Genomic DNA, 24,700 nt, shown 5'->3' with positions numbered 1-24,700 from the left:
TTAAGCCTAAGACAAATTCTCGTAAAAAGAAAACTTGAGGAGGATTAACATGTATGATTTTGCGATAATCGGGGGAGGGATTGTAGGTCTTTCTACAGGATTGGCATTATATGATCGGTTTCCTAATGCGAAGGTTCTATTGTTAGAAAAGGAAGACCAACTGGCACAGCATCAAACAGGACGTAATAGTGGTGTCATTCATTCTGGTATTTATTATAAGCCAGGCAGTTTTAAAGCAAGGTTTGCGAGAGAGGGCAGTCGTTCAATGACGGAGTTCTGCCAAATTCATAATATAGACCATGATATTTGTGGAAAAGTGATAGTAGCAACCACAAAAGAAGAACTACTTCTATTAGATAATCTGTACGAACGAGGTCTTCAAAACGAGTTAGCTATTAAGAAAATATATCAAGAAGAGTTGAAAGAAATTGAACCACATGTCAATGGCTTAGCTGCTATTCATGTCCCCATGGCAGGTATTGTTAATTATAAACAGGTAAGTGAAAAGTTCGCTGAAATTATCCGTGAAAAAGGTGGCGTTATTCAACTAGGCACCAAAGTCGAGAAGATTACTGAAAATAGCGATGAAGTAATCATAGAAACAAATAAAGACATCTACAAAGCGAAGCTGATCATTAATTGCTCAGGACTTCAAAGTGATCGTATGGCTAAAATTGCTGGGTATAAAACAGACATGAAAATCATTCCTTTTCGAGGGGAGTATTACAAGTTAAAGCCAGAAAAAAGATACCTCGTAAAAAATCTAATCTACCCAGTACCCAACCCAAACTTTCCGTTTCTCGGGGTTCATTTTACAAGAATGATAGATGGGGAAATTGATGCGGGTCCTAATGCAGTTTTAAGCTTTAAACGAGAAGGTTACCGAAAAAAAGATTTTAATGCAAAAGATTTCTTTGAAGTAATGGGATATAGTGGATTCTGGAAGCTAGCAAGAAAATATATGGGAGAAGGTCTCGAAGAAATGTCTCGCTCATTCAGTAAGGCCAGATTTGTTGCGAGTCTCCAAGAGTTAATTCCTGAAATCGAAGAAGATGATGTAGTACCAGGTCCTACAGGTGTTCGTGCACAAGCACTTAAAAATGATGGGAGCTTAGTGGATGATTTTCATATCGTTGTAGGAAAAAAGAGCATCCACGTCTGTAACGCCCCCTCACCAGCAGCAACGGCGTCAATTGAGATAGGAAAAGAAGTAGTGAAAAGAATTCCGGATCACTTATTTGAGAAAAACAGTAAAATCATAAATAATTTATTGGAGGAAAAACATGGCTAATCATTTGTATGAGAAAGGTCTTGAAATTCGAAAAGTAGTAATTGGTGAAGAATTTGTAGAGAAAGCCATTAAGAATGCAAACGACTTTAACCAACCATTACAAGAGTTAGTAACTGAATACTGTTGGGGAAAGATTTGGGCTCGAGAAGGATTATCTATGAAAACAAGAAGTATGCTAAATCTCGCCATGCTGACAGCGCTCAATAGACCTGATGAAATGAAGATACATGTAAGAGGTGCTTTAACCAATGGAGTTACTAAAGAGGAGATTAAAGAAATTTACTTACAAACAGCCATTTATTGTGGATTACCTGCTGCAATAGACAGTTTTAAACTTGCTCAACAAGTTTTTGATGAATTAGAGGTAGATGAATAGAGTGGTTTTTTATAAATGAGAGTATGATGTGGATAGAGAATTCTTCGTGGAAATAGAAATTAATTCATTAAGAAAGTGTAAAGAATTAACAATATTTGATTGACATTTTTCTTAGATTATCTTTAACAAATGGAGTTAGGGACTGGGTGGGTAAGCGCCTGTATAATCGAGGGTTTAAAAGCTATTTAATAACCTGAAATGGGATTAAATAGCTTTTTTGTAGGAAGGAGAGAGAAACGAACAGATCCAACTCTAAGCCTTATTGCTGTTCCAATTAATTGCCTCGTTTACCAGGTGGTGTTGGGTAATCTTCTACTTCTAAAAGAATGTCCTCTTAATAGCCGAAACTATGTCCGCAAAACGGGCTTAAAGGCAGAATGAAGCATAAAAGAACATCTGTAGCATCGAGTTTTTTCTGTAGTCTATCAGCAAATGGCAACATCATAATTTAACACAGGAGCACCAAATAGTAATTGATAGATATTCTTCAATTAGCTCGTTTATGTGGATAGTAAGTCATTAAGATCCATCCTAACAATCCAAATAATACAAAACCAAAAGCATGTAGTGAACCGTATATAGGTACCATATCCATAATTGTTAAGGAAAAATACCTTTTCGCTATCGGATAACAAATTGAAAGTACGATGATACTGTAAAAAGCAAGGGAGGAAAGGGTTAGAAATAGGTTTCCACTACTTTTTTTAGTGCTTTTTCTTAGTTTTAAAAGGAGATAAGAACTATAAATGATAATATTACAGGCAAAGATACTTACACCAAATATCTCCAATGGTTTAGATAAAACAATTCCAATGGCAATTAAGATTGGTCCGATAATATCGATTATGACTAACCAGTTATACCAGCTTTTTTTGACCATGATCCGTCCTAGCATTCCAATAAAAATAGGAACAATAGCAGATGAAAAATGAAAATGAACAGAGCTTAAAGCACTGACTGTAGGATCGACTAGTAGAAAGGTTAGTTGAAATTGATAAAGGGTATACCAAATACCTCCAATAAAAAAATAAATCAACCCTGCACCGATTGCTATTTCTTCTATCTTTTCTTTTTTCTCTAAAATTAGAAGCAATCCATATAAAGCGAGAAGGAAAGTAAAAAGAAGCCACGCAAGAGAGAATGATCCTGAAATAGCACTACTTCCCACTTCCCAGGTTTTGTTGCTCATAAGGGAAGCTAAAGCAAGAAGTGCTGCAGGAAAATGCAGAACAGTTATGAAGGAGTAAATCTTTTTTTGAAACTTTGTTTGATCCTTGTTGTTAATTAACATAATAGTTAGTGGTGAAATTACAAAAAAAGCAAACATTAAAAATTTCTCTATTAGACTGAATTGGAAATAATCAAATGTGAAAATTATAAAACTAATGATTCCTCCAATAATAGCCGGAAAAAATGGATGTTTCATACTAGTAGTTTCCTTTCAGTTTTATAAATTGTAAATTAGTAACCTTTAATAGATATTGAAAGTCTAAAATATATTTACAGTTCTATTATAGCAACTTCGAAACGTTATGAAAGAGCGGTAAAACAAACCTGGAAATATCGATGAGTCAACGCACAGCTTAAGAGCATACAACTTTAGGTTGAAACTGGAACTAATGTCAATTTTGATGCTTTACTCGGATGTTGTTTGACCACTAGAGAGTAAAAATTTCAATATAAACTACAAGAATCGTGTTGTATGAGGTTTTGTACCTTTTCTTCCAGAATAAACAAAATTTGCCTTTCTGAATTCTATCTGTTATTCTTAGATAGAATTATTTTTGTTCGATCGGTAGGAACGAATAAGTGTTTAAACTTTTCGCCTTTGATAACTGAACAACTATAGTAATAAATGGTGGACGTAATCCACCGTAGGAGGAAACATATTATGCAAGAAGGTACAGTAAAATGGTTTAACGCAGAAAAAGGATTCGGTTTCATCGAAGTTGAAGGTGGAGATGATGTATTCGTACATTTCTCAGCTATCCAAGGCGAAGGATTTAAATCTTTAGATGAAGGCCAAAAGGTTACATTTGACACTGAGCAAGGTCAACGCGGACCTCAAGCTGTTAATGTAAACAAAGCATAATTGAGAAAGGACTCTAGATTAGAGTCCTTTTTTTGTGCAAACAAAAAATACAAAAAAGGCTGACTAATGAATGCCTACCCTTTTAACAAATCCGGTATATAAACCATATGGTAAAAGTCTATATTCTCGAATTGACGGATCTGGCATTTTACTTTAGTCAGCCTCGGGGCAAACATGATACAAGTGGTAAAATGGTTAGATGAAGCATAACACACAATGTCTAGAATACCTAATGTTTTATCATAATTCATTTGATTAGCTCTAATTAAACCAGGGGTCAATCTAAATTTATGAATAATAGTTTTTCAAAAGTGACCAACATTAACAACGTGCCTATAGTAATAACTCTTTACCTCTTCCATTTCTTCCCTTACAATAAATATATTATTTCGCCTACCTAATTTTAGGCTATTTTGTTGGATCTTTTAGCCTCTATTTAATAGAAAGGGTGAGGAAAGGGGAGATGTATGATGAAGCTAAGTGAAAAACAGAATATCCAATCTTCTAGTGAGGGTCATTTAAGACAGTTAGCACAAGTTGGTCAAATTTCTGCTGGAATTGCTCATGAGGTGAAGAATCCTCTAACGGCTGTAAAAGGTTTTCTTCAGTTGTTACAAGAGGAACATAGTGATGAATATCTATCGATTGCTTCTAATGAACTTGATAATGCGATTACAACGTTAAATAATCTTTTACAAGTTTCAAAACCAGATTTATTTGAAGAAGGCTATCAGAACATCTGTCTTTCAGTTGAGTTAGATTCCATTCTAAATTTATTTCAGGAAAAATTGTACGATATCCAAGTTATTACGGAATTAAACGACACTGATGTTTCAATAGCTGGAAAGAAAAATCAGTTTAAAAAAGCTTTTTTTAACTTAATTAAAAATGCAATAGAGTCTATTGAAGGTACCGGCACAATTATTATTACGCATCAACTAAAAGGGAGCGAGGTGTTGGTAACCATCGAGGATACTGGCAGAGGTATACCGAAAGAAAATCAAGATTTATTGGGGACTCCTTTTTTTACAACAAAGGATCTTGGTACGGGAATGGGGCTGACTCAGGTGTTCTCTACCGTGTATGAACATGGTGGTAAAATCCAAGTGAATAGTGAGGAAAATATCGGTACCAAGTTCATAATAACAATTCCGATAAAAAACGAAGGCAAAAAACGCGGGGTGAGAAAATTGAAGTTAACTTATGAAGAAGGCTTTTCGATTAAAGATTTTCTCTTTAAAAATCGCAATGAGTTTGAATCGAGACTATTGGAAGAGGCTATTAATGTTAAGGATAAGATTGAAGAGATACATAATATCGGAAATATAAATTTACTAGGAAATGCACATAAGCTTGTTTTATTTATCGTTGAGGAGAGGGAACATGAATTAGTTAACTTTGCCAAGCAAGAAGGAATCGCATGGGCTAAGTTTTCTTTAACATTAGCCTTTAAACTAGAATGGGTTCAAGCAATCCGCAGAACTTTATGGGACTTTTTATACAACTATGATGAACTTAGTGATGTCGAAGAGAACCGCATAACTTTTTATACCCAAGAAAAACAAATTAATGAATTGCTTGATCAGTTCTTTGCTAGCTTCTTCATTAGCTACTCTGATTACAAAGATGGATTAATTGAAAAGCAAAGACAGCTAGTTGAGAATTTATCGGTACCGATTATTCCTATTAGTCAGGAAGTTTGTATTTTACCTCTAATAGGTTTAGTTGATGGTCAACGTCTTGCTATTATTGAAGACAAGGTGTTAACCGAGATTGAAAACCAGTCCATTCAAACGCTGATTGTTGATTTTTCGGGTGTTACTCCTATGGAGCAGGAGACGGTTTCCGATCTTGCTAGTATTATTGATGGGATTTATATGATGGGGTGTAAAACGATCTTAACCGGATTACGCAAGGAAGTCGTTAAGAATTTTAGAAATTCTTCGGCGACTTTTTTACATCAAGGGGAATTTAAAGGAACGCTTCAGTTAGCTTTGGATGATGTGCTTCTAAATAGTAATTAAACGTTTTGAAATTGAAGCAGTATTTGATTGGCTGCTCAGGTATTAGTCTGATTTCTATTGTACATAGTGGTTGGAAAGGAGAAAGGATTATTCATAATGGTTTGAATAATCCTTTGAAAACCTAGGTGCGAATAAAGTTTAGAAAAATGTTTCAGGAGGGTTGTTCATTGTTTGAAGTGCGCCAGGAGGAACAGCATCTTCCTCGAATGAGCCGGTGGTTACTACGTGATTATACTTCTCTGAAAAACTCCATGTCCCCCTCTGAGACGAACCGTTTTCTTTGTAACACAACATGACAAACTGGGAACACACTTCATGCCCAATCGTAGTAGAAGAGAAAAGGTGAGCCAGAACGTGTCAGATGTGAAGCACAACTAAATAGAGTTGTGTCCTTAGTGTATATAAACATAGTACTCAAATAATCATTAAAGAACGTTCTTCCAAACTTAGAAAACTAAATTTAACAAATCCTCAGCAGAAAAACACTTTGCTGAGGATTTTCACTAAAGTAAAGATAAATACTCTTTAAATAAAAACAGATACCGAGCCAGTTATCTGATCAGCTAGCTTTTGTAACTTTTCGACCAGTTCTTGCTTTTCCAAGTGGTTAAGAGAACCAGAAAAGTAGATTCCAACAATAAAAGCTACCTCTTTTTTGGAATTAAAAATAGGACAAGCAATAGCGGAAACGCCAGGGATGTATTCTGAATGACTTTCTGAAAAACGGTCTTGTCTAATCTTCTCTATTTCTTTCTTATAAGCGTCAATCGTTGCTATTGAATTTTCAGCATAATGCGGTAACTTATTTTCAGCTGCGAAGTTCTTTAGAATGTCTTCTGCTTTTTCCTGTGGAAGGTGAGCCATAAAGCATTTCCCCATTGCCCCCACTATAATAGGGAATTTCTCTCCTACATTTGCAGTCAATCGAACAAGTGACTGTGATTCCTCTTTTGCTACATAAACCATTTCCGCATCATTTATTGGCTGAGATAAAAGGAGCATATGTTTGATATCTGATTGAGCTTCAGACAATTGATTTGCAATGATAGATAAGTAATTGTTTATTTCCTTTGCTCTATCGCCTACTAAGGCTGGGAAAAAACCTAACTGATACTTTTTAGATTGTTCATCATATGAGACAAAATGTTTTTTTTGCAAAGTTTTTAAAATACGTAAACATGTACTTATATTTATTGATAGAGCAATAGAGATTTCTGATAAGGTTGCACTTTGATATTTTTCTTCCATTAAAAGTTCTAATACTCTTAGAGCTGAATTTACAGATGGGATAAAATTTTCAGTTTTAGTCATTAGTAAATGTGCCCTCCATTTTTATTTTAATGTACGAGTGTTTGATAACTCTATTATACTTCAAAACATCTATTTACCTATAACAGATGAGAAATCTCTCTTAAATTGTATGTACAGTAATAGGAAATAAATTCCACATTTTTTGGTAATGACTCCTTTTGAAATATATATGCTCACCAATAATTTTCAAAAAGTAATCATAATATTCGAATTTCTGTCTTATTAATTAATATCAAATAAGAAATTGATTTTCAATATTGAAAAGAAAGTGAGTGGGAAAATGTCAAAGCAATTTAAACTGGCCGTAGATGTAGGAGGGACTTTTACTGATGTTGTTCTTTTCGATGATGCAGAAAATAAGATGCATTTGACAAAAACTCCTTCCTCTCCTGGTGATCCTTCCGAAGGTGTAATCAATGGGATTAAAAAAATAATAATGATAGCAGGTATCTTACCTGAAGAGATTCATTATTTTGTTCATGGTACGACATTTGCTACAAATGCTTTTCTTGAAAATAAAGGGTCTGAAGTTGCTTTACTAACAACGGATGGATTTAAAGACGTTATTGAAATAGGAAGGCAAAAACGACCTAAGCTTTATGACCTTTTTCTAGATAAACCTTCTGCTCTAGTTGAAAGAAGGTTTAGGTTTGGGATTAAGGAACGAATGACGGCTGAAGGAGATGTGCTAGAAACATTAGATGAAAAAGATGTAAAAAAGGCGGTTGAAACGGCCAAAGAAAATGGAATTACATCAATAGCCGTTTCATACTTGCATTCCTATATTAATCCTAAGCATGAGTTGATGACAGCACAGATCATCAAAGAGGTATATCCAGAATGCCAAATCTCTTTATCACATCAGATTTCTCCTGAATTTAGAGAATATGAACGAACGATCACAACAGTTGTAAATGCATACCTAAAACCGCAGACGAGAAATTATTTCATTAATCTTGAGAAGAAATTAAAAGAATTAAATGTGAAAATCCCCTACATTATGAAATCAAATGGTGGGGTTATGACGATGAAAGAAGCTTCTGAAAACGTGATTCAAACATTATTATCGGGTCCTGCAGGGGGTGTCGTTGCAGCTGGATTTGTGGCACAACAAATGGGCATAAAAAATATTATTACATTTGATATGGGGGGAACGAGCTCGGATGTAGCACTTGTGGAGCAACAATTACCACGTATAACGCTTGAAAGTAGATTGAAAGGATATCCTCTAAAAGTACCGATGATCGAGATGGAAACAGTAGGAGCTGGAGGAGGAAGTTTAGGCTGGGTTGATAACGGAGGATTGCTTAAGGTAGGACCTCAAAGCGCTGGGGCAATCCCCGGTCCTGCATGTTATGGAAATGGAGGCGAACAACCAGCTATTACAGACGCTAATTTGCTATTAGGCAGGATAGACCCTACGTATTTTTTAGGTGGAGAAATGAGATTGGATACTGAGGCAGCTAAAGCGGCTTATGAACAATTATCAGTTCAGACTGAATTAAAGCTAGAAGAAGTAGCAGCCGGAATGGTGAAAATAGCCAATCATCATATGGCTGAAGCAGTAAGACTCGTAAGCGTACAAAAAGGGTATGATCCGGAAGAATTTACCCTGTTTGCTTTTGGGGGAGCTTCTCCTTTGCATGCAACGGCTATAGCAAGGGAATTAGGGATTCCCAAAGTGGTCATTCCTAAAGCATCATCGCAATTAAGTGCAGTAGGCTTTCTAGTTGCTGATATTCGACATGATTTTACTTCGACTAAAATTGTGCCACTTGAGTTGGATTCAATGGATAGAATTAGTTTGGAATTTGAGAAGCTTAGTAAAAAAGGAAAAGATATGTTAGATAAGGAATCTGTTTTGCCAAACCATCAACTACTTACTTATAAGTTGGACCTAAGGTTTAAGGGGCAAGCTTTTGAAATATCGGTAGACATTAACAAGGAGGAAGTTGAATTTAGGGATATCGATTGTATCCTTTCAAAATTCCATGCCGCTTATGAAAGAGAATATGGTTATTGTGATCCAAAAGAACCTGTAGAAGTTGTCAATTATCGGCTTTCGGCCATTGGATTACAACCACAGATAGAAATAGAAAAGAAAGAGCGAAATAGAGAGGCATCCTCCATAGCAGCGAAAAAGGGAGTTAGAGAAGTTTATTTATTTTCTTCTAATTGTTTTGAGAACATCGATGTGTATGATCTAGACGTCTTAATTGAGGGAGATCAAATTGAGGGTCCTGCAGTCATTGATGGAGTGGATACAACCATTATGATTGAGATAAATGAGAAGGTGGAAATAGATTACTTAGGGAATGTCATTATAACACTGAAGGGGGCCGCGTCTAGTGATTCCAAAGGATATTAACCCAATACTCATGGAGGTAGTCGGGCACTCTTTTATATCAATTGCAGAAGAGATGAGTGCAGCTTTGCAGCGTACAGCTTATTCGAGTATTGTCAGGGAGGCTCTTGATTTTTCGACAGCTGTTTTTGATCAGGAAGGCAACTTAATAGCGCAATCGGATAATATCCCAACTCATTTAGGTTCGATGGGAGCTACATTAAAAGGTATTTTGAAAAACCATTACTCGATAGATCAAATATTTGATGGAGATCAAATTATAATCAACCATCCATATATGGGGGCATCCCACTCACCAGATATTCTGCTGTTTGCTCCGGTCTTTGTTGGTCATACACTAGTCGGTTTTTGTGGTAGTATGTGTCATCACGTTGATGTAGGAGGAAGTGCACCGGGGAGCGCACCCGGTGATGCCACTGAATTATATCAAGAAGGTTTACTTATCCCACCATTAAAGTTGTATGAAAAAGGAATCGAAAATCAGACACTATTTTCGATCATTAAAGCAAATGTGAGGATGCCTAGTTATACACTGGGAGATTTACGATCACAGATTTCGGCAAATGAAGTAGGCAAGAAGCGGATGAAAAATCTATATGAAAAATACTCAATTAAAACTATTACAGATATTATCTCAGCATGGTTTGACTACTCGGAAATGAGAATTAGGGAAAAGATTAAGGAAATGGAAGAGGGGTTTTATGTAGCTTCTGGACACTTGGATGATGACGGAGTCGAAAAGGATGTCCCAATTCATTTAGAAGTGAAAATTACAATTGAGGAAGATAAACTCATTTACGATTTTACCAATTGTGCCCCTCAATCAAGAGGTCCATTTAATGTGACAAAAGAGACAGTAAATGCAGTTGCTTACTATGTCACACGTTGTGTTACGGATTCAACTATTCCACAGAATGAAGGTGCTTATAAAACAGTGGAAGTTAAATTAAAAGAAGGAACGATTGTGAATCCGATTTTTCCAGCACCAGTTAGTGGTAGGTATCACACGATCATGAGACTGAGTGATATTTGTCTAGAAGCTCTATCCTTAGCCCTTCCTGAACGGATTCCTGCTGCAAGTAATGCCCAGGCGACAACAGTGGCATTAGGGGGGCATAACCCCAAAACAAATGATTATTTTGTCTATTATGAATTAAATGGAGGTGGAATGGGAGCAAGACCTATTAAAGATGGTTTAAGCGGGATAGATGTACATGTTGGAAACTGTATGAATGTACCAATTGAAACAGCGGAGCTAGAATATCCACTTCTATTTCAAAGATATGAACTCCATCAAGATTCAGGGGGGATGGGAAAACACCGAGGTGGTTTAGGAATCGTTCGACAATTAAAGATGTTAGAAGATAATCTCACGTTATCAATCAGAGGGGATGCAGAGACAACTTATCCTAAGGGGTATTATGGAGGACTTAACGGGTTGCCTGGTAAAAAAATACTCAATCCAGGAACAACAAAAGAAAAGCGGCTGTATAGAAAAGTAACAGGATTGAAAGTTCGTAAAGGGGATGTTCTTTATTTTGAAACGGCAGGTTCTGGTGGATATGGGTCTCCTCTTGAGCGTGATAGAGAGAAGGTGATTAATGATTGGAAAAATGGCTATATTTCCGATCGAACCTTGCAAGAAGTCTACCAAATTAATCCTAGTGAAATATAGTAAAGGGAGGTGGTAGAGATGTCAAGATTGGAAGGGAAGGGCGTTATTATTACTGGTGCTACAGGGGGAATTGGCAGAGCGACGGCGAGTCGATTTGCTCAAGAAGGTGCAAATTTAATGTTAATCGACGTAAATAAAGAGAAATTAGTAGAATTAAAAAGCCAGATCGAGACTAAATATAAAAGAATAGAAACACAAACGTTAGCACTTGACATATCTGCCGAGGAAAGCTGGGGAGCAATTTACAATAAATTCTTTGAAGATTTTGACAAGGTTGATGTGTTGGTTAATAATGCTGGGATTGGCGGTCAAGAAGGCTTGCTCGAAACAAGTATGGAGCGGTGGGAAAGTTTCATAAATATTAATTTACGTAGTGTATTTTTAGGAATGCAGCGTTTTATACCTTCTATGATTGAATCAGGTGGGGGTTCGATTATTAATATATCCTCTATTTTTGCCCTTATAGGTTCTGGTAAAAATGCAGCTTATCATGCTTCTAAAGGTGGGATAAATGGACTAACGAAAACAACAGCCGTTGAATTTGCCAAGCATCGAATAAGAGTGAATACGATTCATCCTGGTGTGATTAAAACGCCAATGACTGAACGTAAATTACAGGATGAAGCCATTTATAAGCAATACAAGTCTCTCACCCCTTGGCCTGAATTTGGAGAGCCGTTAGATATTGCGAATGGAGCGTTATTTCTGGCTTCTGATGAATCAGCTTTTGTCACAGGGACAGAACTGGTTATAGATGGGGGCTATACGAGTCAGTAACAAACTAGTACTTCAAGGAGGGAGGACAGGGATTGGCAGAGTTAAAGGAAAAGAGAATATTAGTTGTTGGTGGAGCCTCTGGTATTGGGTTGGCTATTGTAGAACGCTTTCTTGCATCACGTAATAGTGTGGCCATTATGGATATTAATGAGGAAGCTTTATTACGCTTTAGCACACTTGATTACTGGCAGGATCGCGTGATTGCAATGAAAGGGGATGTTAGAGAGTCTGCTGACATCAATGATATTTTGACTAGAATGAAAAAGAACTGGGGAGGAATTGATGGACTCATTTATAGTGCGGGTATTTTCCCGGATAGACGAATAGTAGAAATGTCTGAAGAGGATTGGGATAACGTGTTAAATATTAATCTCAAAGGCGCATTTCTAGTCTGTCAGGCTGTTGCTAGACAGATGGTTGAGCAAAAAGAAGGGGGGCATATTGTAACCATTTCTTCGGGAAGCTATCAGTCAGCACGTGTTGGATCAGGACATTATTGTGCGTCAAAAGCTGGTCTTGTCATGCTAACAAAGGTATTGGCCCTGGAATTAGCTGACCATTCAATATTTGTTAATAGTATTGCACCAGGGTTAGTTCATAGCGAGAAATTAGGTGGAGAATATATTGATACATTTAGTTCGAGGATTCCATTAGGTAGGCCTGCTCAGCCTGAAGAAATTGCCTCAATCATTGAGCTGATCATGTCACCTTCAAATACGTATCTCACTGGGCAAATCATTCCTGTTGATGGGGGGCTTTCTTCTGGTCATTTCGGATTGCCAATGTCAAATAAACAAAAATAACTCTTTAGAAGAGTTAAGTAAATAGAAGGGAGGATCCATTTGAATCAAGGAACGGTCTGCTTAACGTTTGATTTTGATGCAATTTCAATCTGGTTATCTAGGAATCTGACATCTCCTACACCGGTCTCTCGCGGAGAGTTTGGAGTTGTCGCTGTTCCAAGAATCCTACATTTACTAGAAAAGAAAGGAATTAAGACAACTTGGTTTATACCTGGGCATACAATAGACACATATCCTGATGTTTGTAAGGAAATAGCCCGTGCTGGGCACGAGGTGGCATTGCACGGGTATGCTCATGAAAATAATACTAAATTAGATGCAAAGACTGAAGAGGAAATTCTAATTAAAAGTTTGGACTCGTTTCGAAATATATTAAACGTTGAACCAAAAGGGTATCGAGCTCCAGCATGGGATTTCTCTCCTCATACTGTAGGTATTCTCCAAAAATATCAAATTAGCTATGACTCTAGTTTAATGGGCCATGATTATCAGCCTTTTTATTGTCGAACTGGTGATAATATTACTTGGGATAAGGGGGTTGAGTTTGGGGAAGAAACAGACATCGTTGAATTGCCTGTAAGTTGGTCGCTTGATGATTACCCTCAATTTGAGTACGTCAGAATGGAAAATCTTCTTATGCCGGGATTGCGGTCAGCGGATTCTGTGTTTGAAAATTGGACAGATGATGTGCGTTATATGTTACGAGATTTTGAGAATGGAGTGCTCGTTGCAACCTTTCATCCTCAGGTGATCGGTCGCGGACATCGTATGTTGGGATTAGAGAAGTGGTTAGATGAGTTGCAAACATTGCCGGTACGCTTTGAAAGAATGGATACCATTTGCGAAAAAGTAAAATCAGGCGACATCTTCGGTAAATATAACCCTATTTAGGCAGTTGATAAAAGGAGGGCGATTAACATGAATAATGGCAAGGAGAAAAAAAGCTACATTTTTGACATTGTTGTATGGGTGTCTTGGTTGTTTCTTATGTGGGGATTTTTAGCTGTATTAGGGTTCACTGATTCACCTAAAAATGCACCTGGGTTACATGAAGTGATTATTCTTGGTTACTTTTTAGGGTTTGTTGGTTTCTTTGCTCTTCTTTACTATCTTGCTTTGAAAAAGGGGGTATAGACATTGCATATCGCATGGGGAATTGTACTCGTTTTGGCCATTTTTGTTGTTATAAGTGTGCTCGTGAAAAATCGAGTTAAAACAGCTGAAGATTATTGGATTATGGGAAGAAAAGCAAAGTGGTGGATGTTTACAGGTACGTTAACGGCTAGTTATGTTAGTCTTTCTACTTTTATTGGTGGAGTAGGGACAGCCTGGAATTGGGGGCCGATGCCTTTTCTACTATTCTATACAAGTAGTTTTACCTTCGGGTGGATTATTGCTATTACGTTAATAGGTCTGCGAATGCGGAAACTTGGTGTAGCAAGTATTTCTGAATATTATAAAGTGCGATTTGGAAGTAATAGTAAAATTCTATTTGGTGGAATAGGGTTAGCTTTAGCGGGAATTCTATATTTTTATTTGCTCGTACAGGTTCAAGGTGGAGGATTAATTCTATCTACTATCTTTGATATCTCTCTACCAACAGCCGTCATTATTATGGTGGTTGTCGTAGCTCTTACGTTAGGCTTAGCAGGTATGTGGTCGGTTGTTATGACGGATACTTTCGCCATGGCCATCTTTATTTTCATCGCCATCTTTATCTTACCAGCAACAGCAAACTCAATAGGGGGATTTAGTGAAGGAATTCGAGCGATCTCTGAAAGTGGAGGTTGGTCTGCAACAGGTGGATCTGGGTTAGATATGATGTATTATGTAGGGTTTGCTTTAGCTTGGATGGCGATTATTGGTGGATCCCCTCACTTAATTAATCGTTCTCTCATTGTTGATAGCCCAAAGAGTATTTTAAAAGGTTCGTATGTTTCTTATATCTTAACAGTTGTTCTTTCTATTGTTGTTTTCCTTTCCGCTTCGATGTTAAAGGCAGTTATAGCACCAGATTCAATGCACCCAGATAATGTTTCAGCCTTTGCTTCGGTGAACGTTTGGCCTTGGTATATCGGAGTATTAATTATCGGGGGAGCAATGGCTGCAGCATTTACAACGGCTAATACGCAAGCACTTTCCATTTCACAAGGAATTGTTGATTTAATTCGATATTCGATTAAGCCAAATATGACGGATCAGTCTAAGAAAAACTACACAGTAGTCATTAGTGTGATTGTGTTAATCGTGGTTGGAATTCTAGCATTTAGACAAATGTGGTTACTGATTATTGCTGGATCATTAGCAGGGATTATCGCTTCTTTAGGGTTCTTCCCGACACTTGTCCTTTCTTTATACTGGGAAAGACTTACATTAAAAGCTGTAAACATTATGATGTGGTTAAGTGTTCCGTTAGGCGCCTTTATGATTGTTACGAATCATTTTTGGGGCTGGTTTTCTCCATTCCCAACAGTATACAGTTTCCCGATTGGGTTTGGTGGATTGATTTTACTATCTCTATTAACGAAACAGAGACCTGAAGAAAAGGAAGGATATCAACTCTTAAAAGCAAAAGGGTTCAAATCAGAACCAATAAAAGCAGAAAGATCGGATTATATACTACTAATTGGTGGTCTAGTTATTGTTGCTTTTGTGTTCTTCTTATTGCTCTATTTACTTGGCATTTTGTAAGTATGTATTGATCGGGTGGAACGATATCTCCATCCGATCCATTTTGGTGCTAGGAGGTAATCAATGACTAATTTATTTAGCTCGTTTTCATTAAATGGACTTGAATTGACAAATAGAATTATGATGTCACCGATGTGTCAGTATCAAGTAAAACAAAAAGATGGTTGTCCTACAGACTGGCATTATACACACTATACGAGTCGAGCAATTGGTGGTACCGGACTTGTTTTCTTTGAAATGACAAATGTAGAGCCTAGAGGAAGAATTACAGAACACTGTCTTACCTTATATTCAAAAGAACAGGTACCGAAGTTTAAAAGGATAGTTGATGCCTGTCACGAATACGGAGCAAAAGTTGGATTGCAAATTGCCCATGCAGGTCGGAAATCGACAATAAAAGGAAGTGATATTGTTGGCCCTAGTTCGCTTCCATTTTCTCCAGACTCGCCATGTCCTCGGGCGTTAATGGAGGATGAAATTAAGGAGATTGTTCAATGTTTTGCGGAATCAGCATCGTTAGCTGTCAAAGCGGGATTCGATACAATTGAACTTCACGGAGCGCACGGTTATTTGCTTCATCAGTTTATGTCCCCAGTCAGTAATAAGCGAAAGGATAAATACGGGGAATACACGGCTTTTCCATTAGAGGTGATAAAGGCTGTAAGAGCTAGTATTCCTTCTTCGATGCCTTTAATCATGAGGGTGTCTGCTAGAGAGTATGGAGAACAGAGCTATGATTTGGATCATGTACTTTCCATGATACCTGAATTCATAAAGGCTGGAGTAGATGCTTTTGATGTTAGTACAGGTGGAAATAGTCCAGTTAGGCCTGAAGTTTATCCTGGTTATCAAGTGAAATATGCTAAAAAGATTAAAGAGATATTTGGAATTCCGGTGATTGCCGTTGGACGATTGGAAAATCCAGATATTGCTGAGAAGGTGATACGTGATAAAGAGGCCGATATTGTGGCAATCGGTAGAGGCATGTTGCGATCTCCGTATTGGGCTAAAGAAGCATCGCTGCATGTAAAGGAGAATCTGGAGTTACCTGGTGTTTACGATATGGGTTATTCTTTTTAAATTTGTGTAACATCTAAACCTTTATAAAGGGGTAAAAATAATGAAAATAGCCGTTTTAGGTGGGGCTGGAAAGGTAGTTTTAGGAGCAATTCAGGACTTTGTTGAAAATAAAGATGTCAAAGAGGTTTTTCTAGGTGATATTAATTTAGAAGCACTAGAAGCTAGAAAACAGAGATTAAGTTCAGGTAAGGTTACGATCTCTCAAATAGATTTGAACAATCATCATGAATTAGTAGAGGTTCTTCGACAATATGATGCTTGTTTGAATGGAAGCTCACATCATTTCAATATTAAAGTTATGAAGGCATGTTTACAAGCGAAAACTCATTACACTGATTTTGGTGGGCTGTTTCATTGGGCTAGAGAACAGTTACAATACAATGATGAATTTAAACGAGAGGGAATCACAGGGATTGTGGGATCGGGAAGTGCTCCGGGGATCGTCAATGTGATGGCGAGGTATGCCTATGATCGCCTTGATAAAGTCCATTCAGTCGCTATCCGTGATGGGATTGTGAATCGTAATTTGGATGAAAATGATTTCACACCACCTTATGCCATTGAAACATTGCTCGATGAGTACATGATGAATCCTTTTGTATATACCAATGGTGAATTTAGAGAATTGAATCCATTTGAAGGAGAAGAAGTCGTTGACTTTCCACACCCAATAGGGACGCAATCTGTGATTCCTACTATTCATTCAGAGGTGGCAACAATGCCTATTTCATTTAAGGAAAAAGGAATCCAACATGTCTCTTTTAAGCTAGCGCTACCAAAGGAATTTGAAGAAAAGTTAAGGTTTGTCGTAAGTCTTGGGTTTGGAAGTAATAAACCCATTGATATAAAAGGAACAGAAGTCATTCCAAGAAAAGTACTAGCGCATCTTACAGCATTGAATGTAGCCAAAAAGACAAAAGAAGTTGTCAAACATGATGATCATAAAGCATTACAAGTGGTAGTAATAGGAGAAAAGGAAGGGAAAGCGAGTAAATATATCATGGACTGTGTCATATCACCATATGAAAAGTGGCCTCATATGTCTCAAGGTGTATTCTCTGTTGGATTTCCAGCAGCTGTCACAACAAGACTCCTAGCAAGTGGGCAAATTAAAGAAAGAGGTTTCTTTGCTTCAGAAGGGGTTATCCCGACACAATTATACTTTGATGAACTGGCTAAACGTGGAATTCGAGTCGAGTCTAGTTTTATTCAACAAGTATGATAATAAAAGTAACGTTCTAAAATACGAGAATAATAGGGGATGTGAATAGAATTAAAGCGATAAAAGCAAAAGGCACTCCTCATCAGATAGGTTATATACACGGTGCCGAAGGAAAAGCACAAATTCATCAAAGTTTAGAAACATACGAGCGCTTATTCAGTCAATTTAAAAATATTAGCTGGGATGATGCTATCAATCTTGCACGAAATCATCTAGAAGCAATTGAGAAATACGAAAAAAACTTCATTGAAGAAATGCAAGGTGTTGCAAACGGCTCGGGTACTACTTTTGACGACATTCTCGTCTTAAATACGAGAAGCGAGATTGCTTTAACACGTATGAATCAATCAACAACTTTTTCAGATGGCTGTACGGCTATAGGGGTGTATCCTCCTATAGGAACAAAAGCCATCATCGGTCAGAACTGGGACTGGAAAGCAGAGCAAAGGAATAGTCTTTTACTTCTTGATATTGAACAAGAGGGGAAACCAAATATTAAAATGGTTACAGAGGGTGGATTGATTGGAAAGGTAGGGTGCAACAGCCGTGGGATTGGGGTTTGTTTAAATGCTCTTCATACCGATTGTCTTGAAACCAAAGTCCCTCTCCATTTAGGATTACGTGCAATCTTAAATTCAAGTACACTTGCTGAGGCCATTTCAAAAGTGAGTCATCAACAGCTCGCCTCTCCAGCTAACTTTTTGCTTGGAAGTGATGAAGGAAATGGTAGAGCACAAGCAATGAATATAGAAGTATCTCCAAAGGGAATAGATATTTTATTTAATCCTGAAGGGTATGTAGTTCATACAAACCATCTGCTGTCCAGAGAAATGAAAAAATCTGTTCGAGATCTTAATGAGTTTAAATATGAAGACTCGTATATAAGGAAGAACAGAGCTGAGCAATTAATTCGAGTTGCTTTACAGAAAGAAGAGTCAATTTCCGCTGAGCACTTTCAAAAGTGGTTAACAGATGATTTTAATGCACCTAATTCCATTCAACATTTTTCTAATAGTCATGTTCCTGCACATCGTCAAATGGAAACAGTTTTCTCGATAATTATGGATTTGTCTGAGAAAAGAATATATGTCTCATCTGGTAATTCCAGTGAGATGGAGGAATATGTCATTTAGTAGTTTTTAAAAATTGATCAAAAATAGTGATGGGAGTGAAGAGAATGGCGGAGAAAAGTGGCATGTGAGAATGATTTGGGGAGTGAGTTAAAGTGAATTTAGATATTCGACAGTTAGAAGAGTTAGATAAGCGACACTTTATACACCCAACTTCACCGATTCAACAGCAGCAGGAAGTACGGGTTTTATGGGTGGAATGATGGAGCTTATGTTAGGAGAAATACTGCGCTAGTGAGATCGTTTTTTTGTTGATTTCTTTGTACATCATATAAAAAAGGGGATGAACGCTTATATATAAGTAGTTCATCCCTTTTACATATGTTGGGTTAATTAATTTTCAACGAATCTCTTTTGTTTTTGCTTCTCTTTTTGTTCGCGCGTGCTGGTGTATAGCCGTTGGCATAAACCGTTCCTTGACCAATTTCTAGTTTTTCAATGAGTTCTTCGTGGCTTGAAACATTGTTGTGTTTGCACGCTTCGAGGTATACTTGCGCTGCTACTTGTGCGTCTTCAAGGGCATGGTGGTGTTTAAATTCTATCTGTAAATGTTCAGCGACCACATTCAGTGAATAACTATGTAGACCGAGCCATGTTTTTTTAGAAACATTGACCGTACAGTTATAGGGAAATGATGGGTAATCGAACTTACACTCATCTAGTGAGTGTCTCAATACAGACATATCAAAGCTTGCATTATGGGCAATGACGAGGTTACCTTCAAGCAAGTGGGAGATATCCTTCCATGCTTCATTAAATGATGGGGCATCCTTGACATCTTTTGGAGTAATTCCATGAATTCTCACACAAAGGGGGTCAAAGTACATATCGGTTGGTTTAATTAATTGATAATACTCTTCGGAAACCTTGCCATTTTTTACGACAACTAGTCCAATCGAACAAACACTCGAACGGTTTGTATTAGCTGTTTCAAAATCTATTGCAACAAAATCCAACTGGGGTCCTCCTAACAATAAAAGTTCGACGTACGGAAAAACTCTATGGATATACTAGTATAACGTAGATTAATAGGATTTACATCATGTCATTTATGAATAAGTTGATGATACCTACAAAGGTAACTCAATGTTTATGTTTGGTTTTTGGTTAATAGATTTCTCATAAATTCCCCACATCCAACAACACTTTGTTACAATAGACATCATTACTAATGTTATACTTTTAATAAAAAAGAGGAGGCATTTCCTTGCTCTCATATAAAGAAAAAGAATTAATCAAGGATTATATAACGCGACATGAGTTTTTTACTCTTACAAATTTATGTGATTATTTAATTGAGAATGGTTCAAGTTCAAAAGCATATTCAACTGGAAAATATAAGATTTATCCTCAAATTGCTGTTGTGGTAGAAACGTACGTTACGGATTCAATAATAGAGATGAGCCGAGTCGAAAATGACGTACAATATAAAAGAATTGGTGAGCTATCAATTAATAAGGAACCGGAAGAAGATAGTGAAGACACAGAAGAAACAGAAGAAGATTCGGAACCGGAAATGGGGCAGCAGCTAAGTTTGTTTTAGCAAATCCCCTCGAGATTATGAGAAATTACGTAAAAGAAGAAAACCCGTTGTTTTCGCCTTCATAATCAATTATGATTTCAATAATCGTATACTACCTACTTAAAGGGGAGTAGCTGTACAATAAAGTCGTCATTCACGGGAGAGCATCCTCGGCTTTATTGGCAACATCAAATGTTGTTAGCCAGACCTTTGCCATTGGTAGAGGTCTGTAATAAAGTAAGACCTTTGCCTACTTTGGTAAAGGTCTTTTTCTTATATTATTATAAATCTGAAATTGGAGAAGATGAGAGTAGAGACAGGGGATGAGTTCTTTTTTGGTTCTTTTGGATTTTATTAGAGGTTGGTTTGGGAGGTGGGTAGGTGTTTGAGAATAAGGTGCTTCGAGTCATCTTTCGAGTATTGATTGTAGCTCTATTACTCGTTTTAGGGTGGCTTGTCTTCTATTATGTTGTTTGGCTTACGTTTCCATTTTTAATTGCATTAGGGATTGCTTTCTTCATTAATCCTGTCGTGAATTGGTTAGAGAAGTCAGCGAAATTCCCAAGAGCGTTGGCCGTGTTATCAGGTATTTTGTTCTTGTTTGGATTAGTTGGAGGCGTGCTGACGTTACTTATCATCAAGCTTGTTGACGGTTTTCAATATTTATCTAGACTTGTGCCAAATCAAATTGAAATCATCTCGACTCATATCCAGATGTATGTTAATGAGCATATCTTTCCTCTTTGGGTGAGAGGGATCGGGTTTATTGATGAGCTAGATGTAGCGCAAAGAGATGCGATTGAAAATAGCATTCAACAGCTTGGAGGTCAGTTTGCTTCAATTCTTGGGAATGCGGGTCAGGCGATTGCAAACAGTCTCTCTCAATTTATTGGGGCACTTCCGATTACATTAACGGTTTTTGTCTTTGTCCTTCTTTCCTTGTACTTCATAAGCAAAGACTGGCACCGACTTCAAGCGATTGTAAAAAGGAAGCTGCCAAACCGAATCAAAGAACAAATGGGTCAGGTCTATCTAGATTTAAAATTCAAACTGATTGGTTTTCTAAGAGCTCAGTTTATCTTAATTAGTATGACAGCGGTCGTTAACTTGATTGGCCTTCTTATCTTAAGAGTCGAGCATGCCTTAACGATTGCTCTCATTCTCGGTGTTGTCGACTTGTTGCCATATTTAGGCACAGGGATTATTTTAATTCCATGGGGCATTTATAGCGTCATGACCGGTAATCTCTTTTTAGGAGTGGGGTTGTTAATCCTCTATGGATTAACGATTACTATACGACAATTTGCTGAACCGAAAGTACTATCATCAAGCTTAGGTTTGAATCCATTGGCAACACTTATTTCCTTATTTGTAGGGTTACAACTGTTTGGGTTTATTGGGTTATTTTTAGGTCCGGTAATCCTGGTTTTGCTTATCTCTTTTCATGAGGCAAAAATATTTGAAGGTATATGGCGATTTATTAAGGTTGAGTAAGATTTTAGTTATTAGTAACGTAATAATTTCATGATTACTAGAAATAGAAAATTTGGGGGAAGAGATTAAGATGCAAGAGGTTATTCACTATTTTCAGGCAAACCCAATTATTTATAAAGCATGTTTATCACTCGTGATTTTACTTATTTATTATAAGGTTGTCAGGCTAACAAATAAGCTTCTTCATAGAACGATTAAAGAAAACAGTCTGTATTACGTCACTCGTAAAAGGTTCTATTATTTACATTCTGTCATTCTAGTCGTGATTTTTATTATGTTATGGTCTGAAGCGAGGCTTGATTTAACGATCTATGTTGGGTTCATTTCGGCGGGAATTGCAATTGCGCTGAGAGAGATTTTTACAAACATTGCCGCATTGCTCATTATTGTGATTCAAAAACCATTTGAAGTGGGGGACCGCGTTGTTGTCAATGATCGTGCGGGAGATGTGATTGATCAAAAAATCTTTCATTTTGTGATGATGGAAGTAACATCAAAGGCTGAAGGAGAACAAAGCACAGGGAAGGTTGTTCACATTCCAAATAATTATCTCTTTACACATGCTGTTTCTAATGCGAGTAAGGGGTTCGGTTATGTGTGGAATGAAATCGACGTTCGGTTGACACTTGATAGTGAATGGGAAGAAGCAAAAGCTCAGTTTGAAACGATTTTGAACAAACATACAGAGCATATTTCTACAGAAGCTAGGGACAAAGTCCAAGAAGCTTCGAAAAAATATATGCTCCATTCTCAAGACTTAACACCAGCCGTTTCTGTTATGGTTAAAGACGGTTATATTAAGTTGACGTTGCGTTATTTAACTGAACCGAGGAAATTGAAGATGACAGAGGATATTATTTGGCGTGAGGTCCTTGAGTGTGTGAAAGAGAATGAAGGGGTGAAGATTGCATAGTTTATATCGTATACACAGTGTAAAGATGGACAGCTAGCAGCTGATGGCAATAATTTGTTGAATTAACAGGCGCTTTGTTGGGGAAGAAACTAAAGTAAGTAAGGTAATTAAATATGATGTTGGGGACGATTCTCATGGTAGGATCGTTTTTTTACGAATTGGAAATAAAATTAAGAGATACTAGTATTCTTTTGAGCTTGGTATAATTAAACAGACTTCGAGCATTAGGTGTTGTGTAATTACTAAACGTCCATTATCAGCAAGAGGAGCGGATTGGTACCAGTTAGAGAATTTTGGAAAACAGGAAATTCTTCTTACTCCTTAATTGGTTAAGTAGTGATTGGTGAGCATATACGAAGGGAAAATGATTATGAAGCTAAAGAAGAAAGGCTATTTACTTATCGTTCTAAGTGCGTTCTGTCTACTCACACTTTATTTATTGATATGGCCTGTACCGATTCACCCACCTTATTGGGATGCTCCACAGACGGAAGGATATACAGGTCCTCATAAAGTGAATAGTAGGTTAGCGGGGATGGAATTTATTGAACTAGATCATTTCAATCAACCAGAGCATATTGTGTATCGAGATAATTGGTTGTATGCCGCGATGGAGGATGGAGAAATCATTCGCGTTCGCCCTGATGGATCAGAAAGTCAAGTTGTTGTTAATACAGGGGGACGTCCGCTTGGATTTGATTTCGATTCTGAGGGAGCACTGATTATTGCCGATCCTTTGTATGGAGAACATGGGGGACTGATTCGGGTGACTAACATTGGTGGGGGACAGGAGATAGAACTGCTAACAAATTCTGCCGATGGTTATCCGACTCATTTTGCTGACGCGGTAGTCGTAGCAAAAAACGGATTGATTTATTTTTCAGATGCCTCATTGCTAGTGAAAGCAAAGGAAATTGGTGATGTAGGAAGAGCTGGTGAACTAGACATTTTAGCGAATAGCAGCACGGGTAGGGTATTGGAATACAATCCTACAACACAACAAACACGAGTTTTAATGAATGACTTAAGCTTTGCAAATGGAATTGCTTTAAGTGAAGATGAACAGCATTTATTAATAAACGAAACAGGTAAATATCGTGTTTGGAAACTAGACGTAACTGCAGAAAACATTAGTGCATTCAAACAGGATACATCTGCACAAATAGTAGTTGATAATTTACCTGGTTTGCCTGATAACATCATGCAAGGGGAGGATGGAAGGTACTGGATCGGATTAATCTATCCTCGAAATGATTTTTTAGATTTCAGTGCTAATAAACCGTGGCTTCGTTCTATAGCTATGCGGTTACCAGCTTTTATGCTGCCTAAAGGTAATGGATACTCTCATCTTATAGCGATTAATGAGTCAGGAGATATTGTGGCTGATTTACAAGATCCAAAAGGTTCTTATACAGAAATCACCGGAGCAACGGAAACGGACGATAAGTTGTTCTTCCATCATTTAAATAATACGAACACAATTGGTTGGATTAATAAGGGTGATATTGGATTTTAGCTTAGAGAGTTATATTTATGAGCGGGTGACCATGACGAGGAGACAGGTAACAGTTTAGATTTATTAATAATAAAGTGGACAATGAACCTTTCTCTCCGTCTATAATTTTATTTATTGTTGATTGTATGCTTGAACTATGGTAGATTTATTAACCTAGCCGCAAAAAAATAATTTTAAATTCTATATTGCGCAGAATTGTAATTCGTGATATATTATCTCTTGTCGCCACGAACGATTGATTGAATCGGTGGTGATTGCGAAAAAACTTTTTAAAAGTTGTTGCGCAGAACGAGATGTTATGTTATGATAATAAATGTCGCTGATGAAACGGCGGTAAACGAGTTCTTTGAAAACTGAACAAAAGCCAAGCGAAAAAGAGATACATGATATCTCAGGGATTTTCAAGAAAATCCCAAAT

Annotated in this window: 21 protein-coding genes; 18 read left to right on the top strand and 3 right to left on the bottom strand. The window is 37.2% G+C overall.

All coding sequences use genetic code 11. The annotated features are described in order from the left end of the window. Positions 1 to 49: 49 nt before the first annotated feature. Both lhgO and MF646_RS21055 read left to right on the top strand, forming a co-directional pair. Positions 50 to 1,291, top strand: coding sequence for an L-2-hydroxyglutarate oxidase (lhgO, locus tag MF646_RS21060; protein ID WP_250098474.1), 1,242 nt, complete (start codon positions 50 to 52; stop codon positions 1,289 to 1,291). Next, positions 1,284 to 1,667: a carboxymuconolactone decarboxylase family protein gene (locus MF646_RS21055; RefSeq protein ID WP_250098473.1), complete on the top strand. Its 384-nt coding sequence runs from the start codon at positions 1,284 to 1,286 to the stop codon at positions 1,665 to 1,667. Before lhgO ends, MF646_RS21055 begins: the two co-directional genes overlap by 8 nt. A gap of 487 nt (positions 1,668 to 2,154) precedes the next feature. Here the strand turns inward: MF646_RS21055 and MF646_RS21050 are convergent, their stop codons facing one another. Beyond that, positions 2,155 to 3,093 carry a YndJ family transporter gene (locus MF646_RS21050; RefSeq protein WP_250098472.1) on the bottom strand — a complete coding sequence of 313 codons (939 nt, stop codon included), beginning with the start codon at positions 3,091 to 3,093 and terminating at the stop codon, positions 2,155 to 2,157. Positions 3,094 to 3,558: 465 nt separating this feature from the next. Here MF646_RS21050 and MF646_RS21045 point away from each other — a divergent pair, with 465 nt between their 5' ends. Together MF646_RS21045 and MF646_RS21040 are read left to right on the top strand one after the other, a co-directional pair. After that, a complete protein-coding gene (locus MF646_RS21045; RefSeq protein ID WP_250098471.1) occupies positions 3,559 to 3,759 on the top strand; it encodes a cold-shock protein in 201 nt (66 codons plus the stop codon). A 467-nt stretch (positions 3,760 to 4,226) separates the two neighbouring features. Further along, positions 4,227 to 5,783 (top strand): ATP-binding protein, encoded by a 1,557-nt coding sequence (locus MF646_RS21040; RefSeq protein ID WP_250098470.1) that lies wholly within the window; start codon positions 4,227 to 4,229, stop codon positions 5,781 to 5,783. Positions 5,784 to 6,308: 525 nt separating this feature from the next. Here the strand turns inward: MF646_RS21040 and MF646_RS21035 are convergent. Continuing rightward, entirely contained in the window at positions 6,309 to 7,094 is a 786-nt protein-coding gene (locus MF646_RS21035) for an IclR family transcriptional regulator (protein WP_250098469.1), read from the bottom strand. Positions 7,095 to 7,374: 280 nt separating this feature from the next. On the opposite strand from MF646_RS21035, the gene MF646_RS21030 reads away from it, so the two are divergent. From MF646_RS21030 to MF646_RS20985, 10 genes are all read left to right on the top strand, one after another. Continuing rightward, positions 7,375 to 9,462 (top strand): hydantoinase/oxoprolinase family protein, encoded by a 2,088-nt coding sequence (locus tag MF646_RS21030; protein ID WP_250098468.1) that lies wholly within the window; start codon positions 7,375 to 7,377, stop codon positions 9,460 to 9,462. Continuing rightward, positions 9,443 to 11,134: a hydantoinase B/oxoprolinase family protein gene (locus tag MF646_RS21025; protein ID WP_250098467.1), complete on the top strand. Its 1,692-nt coding sequence runs from the start codon at positions 9,443 to 9,445 to the stop codon at positions 11,132 to 11,134. Before MF646_RS21030 ends, MF646_RS21025 begins: the two co-directional genes overlap by 20 nt. An 18-nt stretch (positions 11,135 to 11,152) precedes the next feature. Further along, positions 11,153 to 11,911 (top strand): SDR family NAD(P)-dependent oxidoreductase, encoded by a 759-nt coding sequence (locus MF646_RS21020; protein WP_250098466.1) that lies wholly within the window; start codon positions 11,153 to 11,155, stop codon positions 11,909 to 11,911. A 32-nt stretch (positions 11,912 to 11,943) separates the two neighbouring features. Further along, positions 11,944 to 12,714, top strand: a complete 771-nt coding sequence (locus MF646_RS21015; protein WP_250098465.1) for an SDR family NAD(P)-dependent oxidoreductase — start codon at positions 11,944 to 11,946, stop codon at positions 12,712 to 12,714. Between the two features lie 39 nt (positions 12,715 to 12,753). Then, on the top strand, positions 12,754 to 13,605 hold the full coding sequence (locus MF646_RS21010) for a polysaccharide deacetylase family protein (RefSeq protein WP_250098464.1): 852 nt from the start codon (positions 12,754 to 12,756) through the stop codon (positions 13,603 to 13,605). A 27-nt stretch (positions 13,606 to 13,632) separates the two neighbouring features. Further along, a complete protein-coding gene (locus MF646_RS21005; RefSeq protein WP_250098463.1) occupies positions 13,633 to 13,848 on the top strand; it encodes a hypothetical protein in 216 nt (71 codons plus the stop codon). 3 nt (positions 13,849 to 13,851) lie between these two features. Beyond that, on the top strand, positions 13,852 to 15,405 hold the full coding sequence (locus tag MF646_RS21000; RefSeq protein ID WP_250098462.1) for a sodium:solute symporter family protein: 1,554 nt from the start codon (positions 13,852 to 13,854) through the stop codon (positions 15,403 to 15,405). A 63-nt stretch (positions 15,406 to 15,468) separates the two neighbouring features. Next, positions 15,469 to 16,485 (top strand): NADH:flavin oxidoreductase/NADH oxidase, encoded by a 1,017-nt coding sequence (locus MF646_RS20995; protein ID WP_250098461.1) that lies wholly within the window; start codon positions 15,469 to 15,471, stop codon positions 16,483 to 16,485. Between the two features lie 40 nt (positions 16,486 to 16,525). Further along, complete coding sequence (locus MF646_RS20990; protein WP_250098460.1) at positions 16,526 to 17,707, top strand: saccharopine dehydrogenase family protein; 1,182 nt, start codon at positions 16,526 to 16,528, stop codon at positions 17,705 to 17,707. Between the two features lie 41 nt (positions 17,708 to 17,748). Further along, the gene (locus MF646_RS20985; protein ID WP_250098459.1) at positions 17,749 to 18,840 is read left to right on the top strand and encodes a C45 family autoproteolytic acyltransferase/hydrolase; all 1,092 of its coding nucleotides are present in this window, start codon (positions 17,749 to 17,751) and stop codon (positions 18,838 to 18,840) included. Between the two features lie 326 nt (positions 18,841 to 19,166). On the opposite strand, the gene MF646_RS20980 is transcribed toward MF646_RS20985, so the two are convergent. After that, a complete protein-coding gene (locus MF646_RS20980) occupies positions 19,167 to 19,793 on the bottom strand; it encodes a 3'-5' exonuclease (RefSeq protein ID WP_250098458.1) in 627 nt (208 codons plus the stop codon). Between the two features lie 251 nt (positions 19,794 to 20,044). Here MF646_RS20980 and MF646_RS20975 point away from each other — a divergent pair, with 251 nt between their 5' ends. From MF646_RS20975 to MF646_RS20960, 4 genes are all read left to right on the top strand, one after another. Beyond that, positions 20,045 to 20,380: a DUF3895 domain-containing protein gene (locus tag MF646_RS20975; RefSeq protein WP_250098457.1), complete on the top strand. Its 336-nt coding sequence runs from the start codon at positions 20,045 to 20,047 to the stop codon at positions 20,378 to 20,380. A 360-nt stretch (positions 20,381 to 20,740) separates the two neighbouring features. Continuing rightward, the gene (gene ytvI, locus MF646_RS20970; protein ID WP_250098456.1) at positions 20,741 to 21,853 is read left to right on the top strand and encodes a sporulation integral membrane protein YtvI; all 1,113 of its coding nucleotides are present in this window, start codon (positions 20,741 to 20,743) and stop codon (positions 21,851 to 21,853) included. A gap of 70 nt (positions 21,854 to 21,923) precedes the next feature. Further along, a complete protein-coding gene (locus tag MF646_RS20965; protein WP_250098455.1) occupies positions 21,924 to 22,766 on the top strand; it encodes a mechanosensitive ion channel domain-containing protein in 843 nt (280 codons plus the stop codon). 370 nt (positions 22,767 to 23,136) lie between these two features. Next, a complete protein-coding gene (locus MF646_RS20960) occupies positions 23,137 to 24,282 on the top strand; it encodes an SMP-30/gluconolactonase/LRE family protein (RefSeq protein ID WP_250098454.1) in 1,146 nt (381 codons plus the stop codon). Positions 24,283 to 24,700: the final 418 nt, after the last annotated feature.

It is taken from the genome of Halalkalibacter alkaliphilus, assembly GCF_023555415.1.
Lineage (GTDB): Bacteria > Bacillota > Bacilli > Bacillales > Bacillaceae_D > Halalkalibacter > Halalkalibacter alkaliphilus.
This window is presented reverse-complemented; position numbering and strand designations above follow the sequence as displayed.

Bases quoted from the DNA above. Each gene is read 5' to 3' on its own strand.
- MF646_RS20965 (WP_250098455.1), top strand. From the start codon at position 21,924: ATGCAAGAGGTTATTCACTATTTTCAGGCAAACCCAATTATTTATAAA.
- MF646_RS21055 (WP_250098473.1), top strand. From the start codon at position 1,284: ATGGCTAATCATTTGTATGAGAAAGGTCTTGAAATTCGAAAAGTAGTA.
- MF646_RS20990 (WP_250098460.1), top strand. From the start codon at position 16,526: ATGAAAATAGCCGTTTTAGGTGGGGCTGGAAAGGTAGTTTTAGGAGCA.
- MF646_RS21005 (WP_250098463.1), top strand. From the start codon at position 13,633: ATGAATAATGGCAAGGAGAAAAAAAGCTACATTTTTGACATTGTTGTA.
- MF646_RS21050 (WP_250098472.1), bottom strand. From the start codon at position 3,093: ATGAAACATCCATTTTTTCCGGCTATTATTGGAGGAATCATTAGTTTT.
- lhgO (WP_250098474.1), top strand. From the start codon at position 50: ATGTATGATTTTGCGATAATCGGGGGAGGGATTGTAGGTCTTTCTACA.
- MF646_RS21045 (WP_250098471.1), top strand. From the start codon at position 3,559: ATGCAAGAAGGTACAGTAAAATGGTTTAACGCAGAAAAAGGATTCGGT.
- MF646_RS21035 (WP_250098469.1), bottom strand. From the start codon at position 7,094: ATGACTAAAACTGAAAATTTTATCCCATCTGTAAATTCAGCTCTAAGA.
- MF646_RS20995 (WP_250098461.1), top strand. From the start codon at position 15,469: ATGACTAATTTATTTAGCTCGTTTTCATTAAATGGACTTGAATTGACA.
- MF646_RS21030 (WP_250098468.1), top strand. From the start codon at position 7,375: ATGTCAAAGCAATTTAAACTGGCCGTAGATGTAGGAGGGACTTTTACT.
- MF646_RS21040 (WP_250098470.1), top strand. From the start codon at position 4,227: ATGATGAAGCTAAGTGAAAAACAGAATATCCAATCTTCTAGTGAGGGT.
- MF646_RS21020 (WP_250098466.1), top strand. From the start codon at position 11,153: ATGTCAAGATTGGAAGGGAAGGGCGTTATTATTACTGGTGCTACAGGG.
- MF646_RS20960 (WP_250098454.1), top strand. From the start codon at position 23,137: ATGAAGCTAAAGAAGAAAGGCTATTTACTTATCGTTCTAAGTGCGTTC.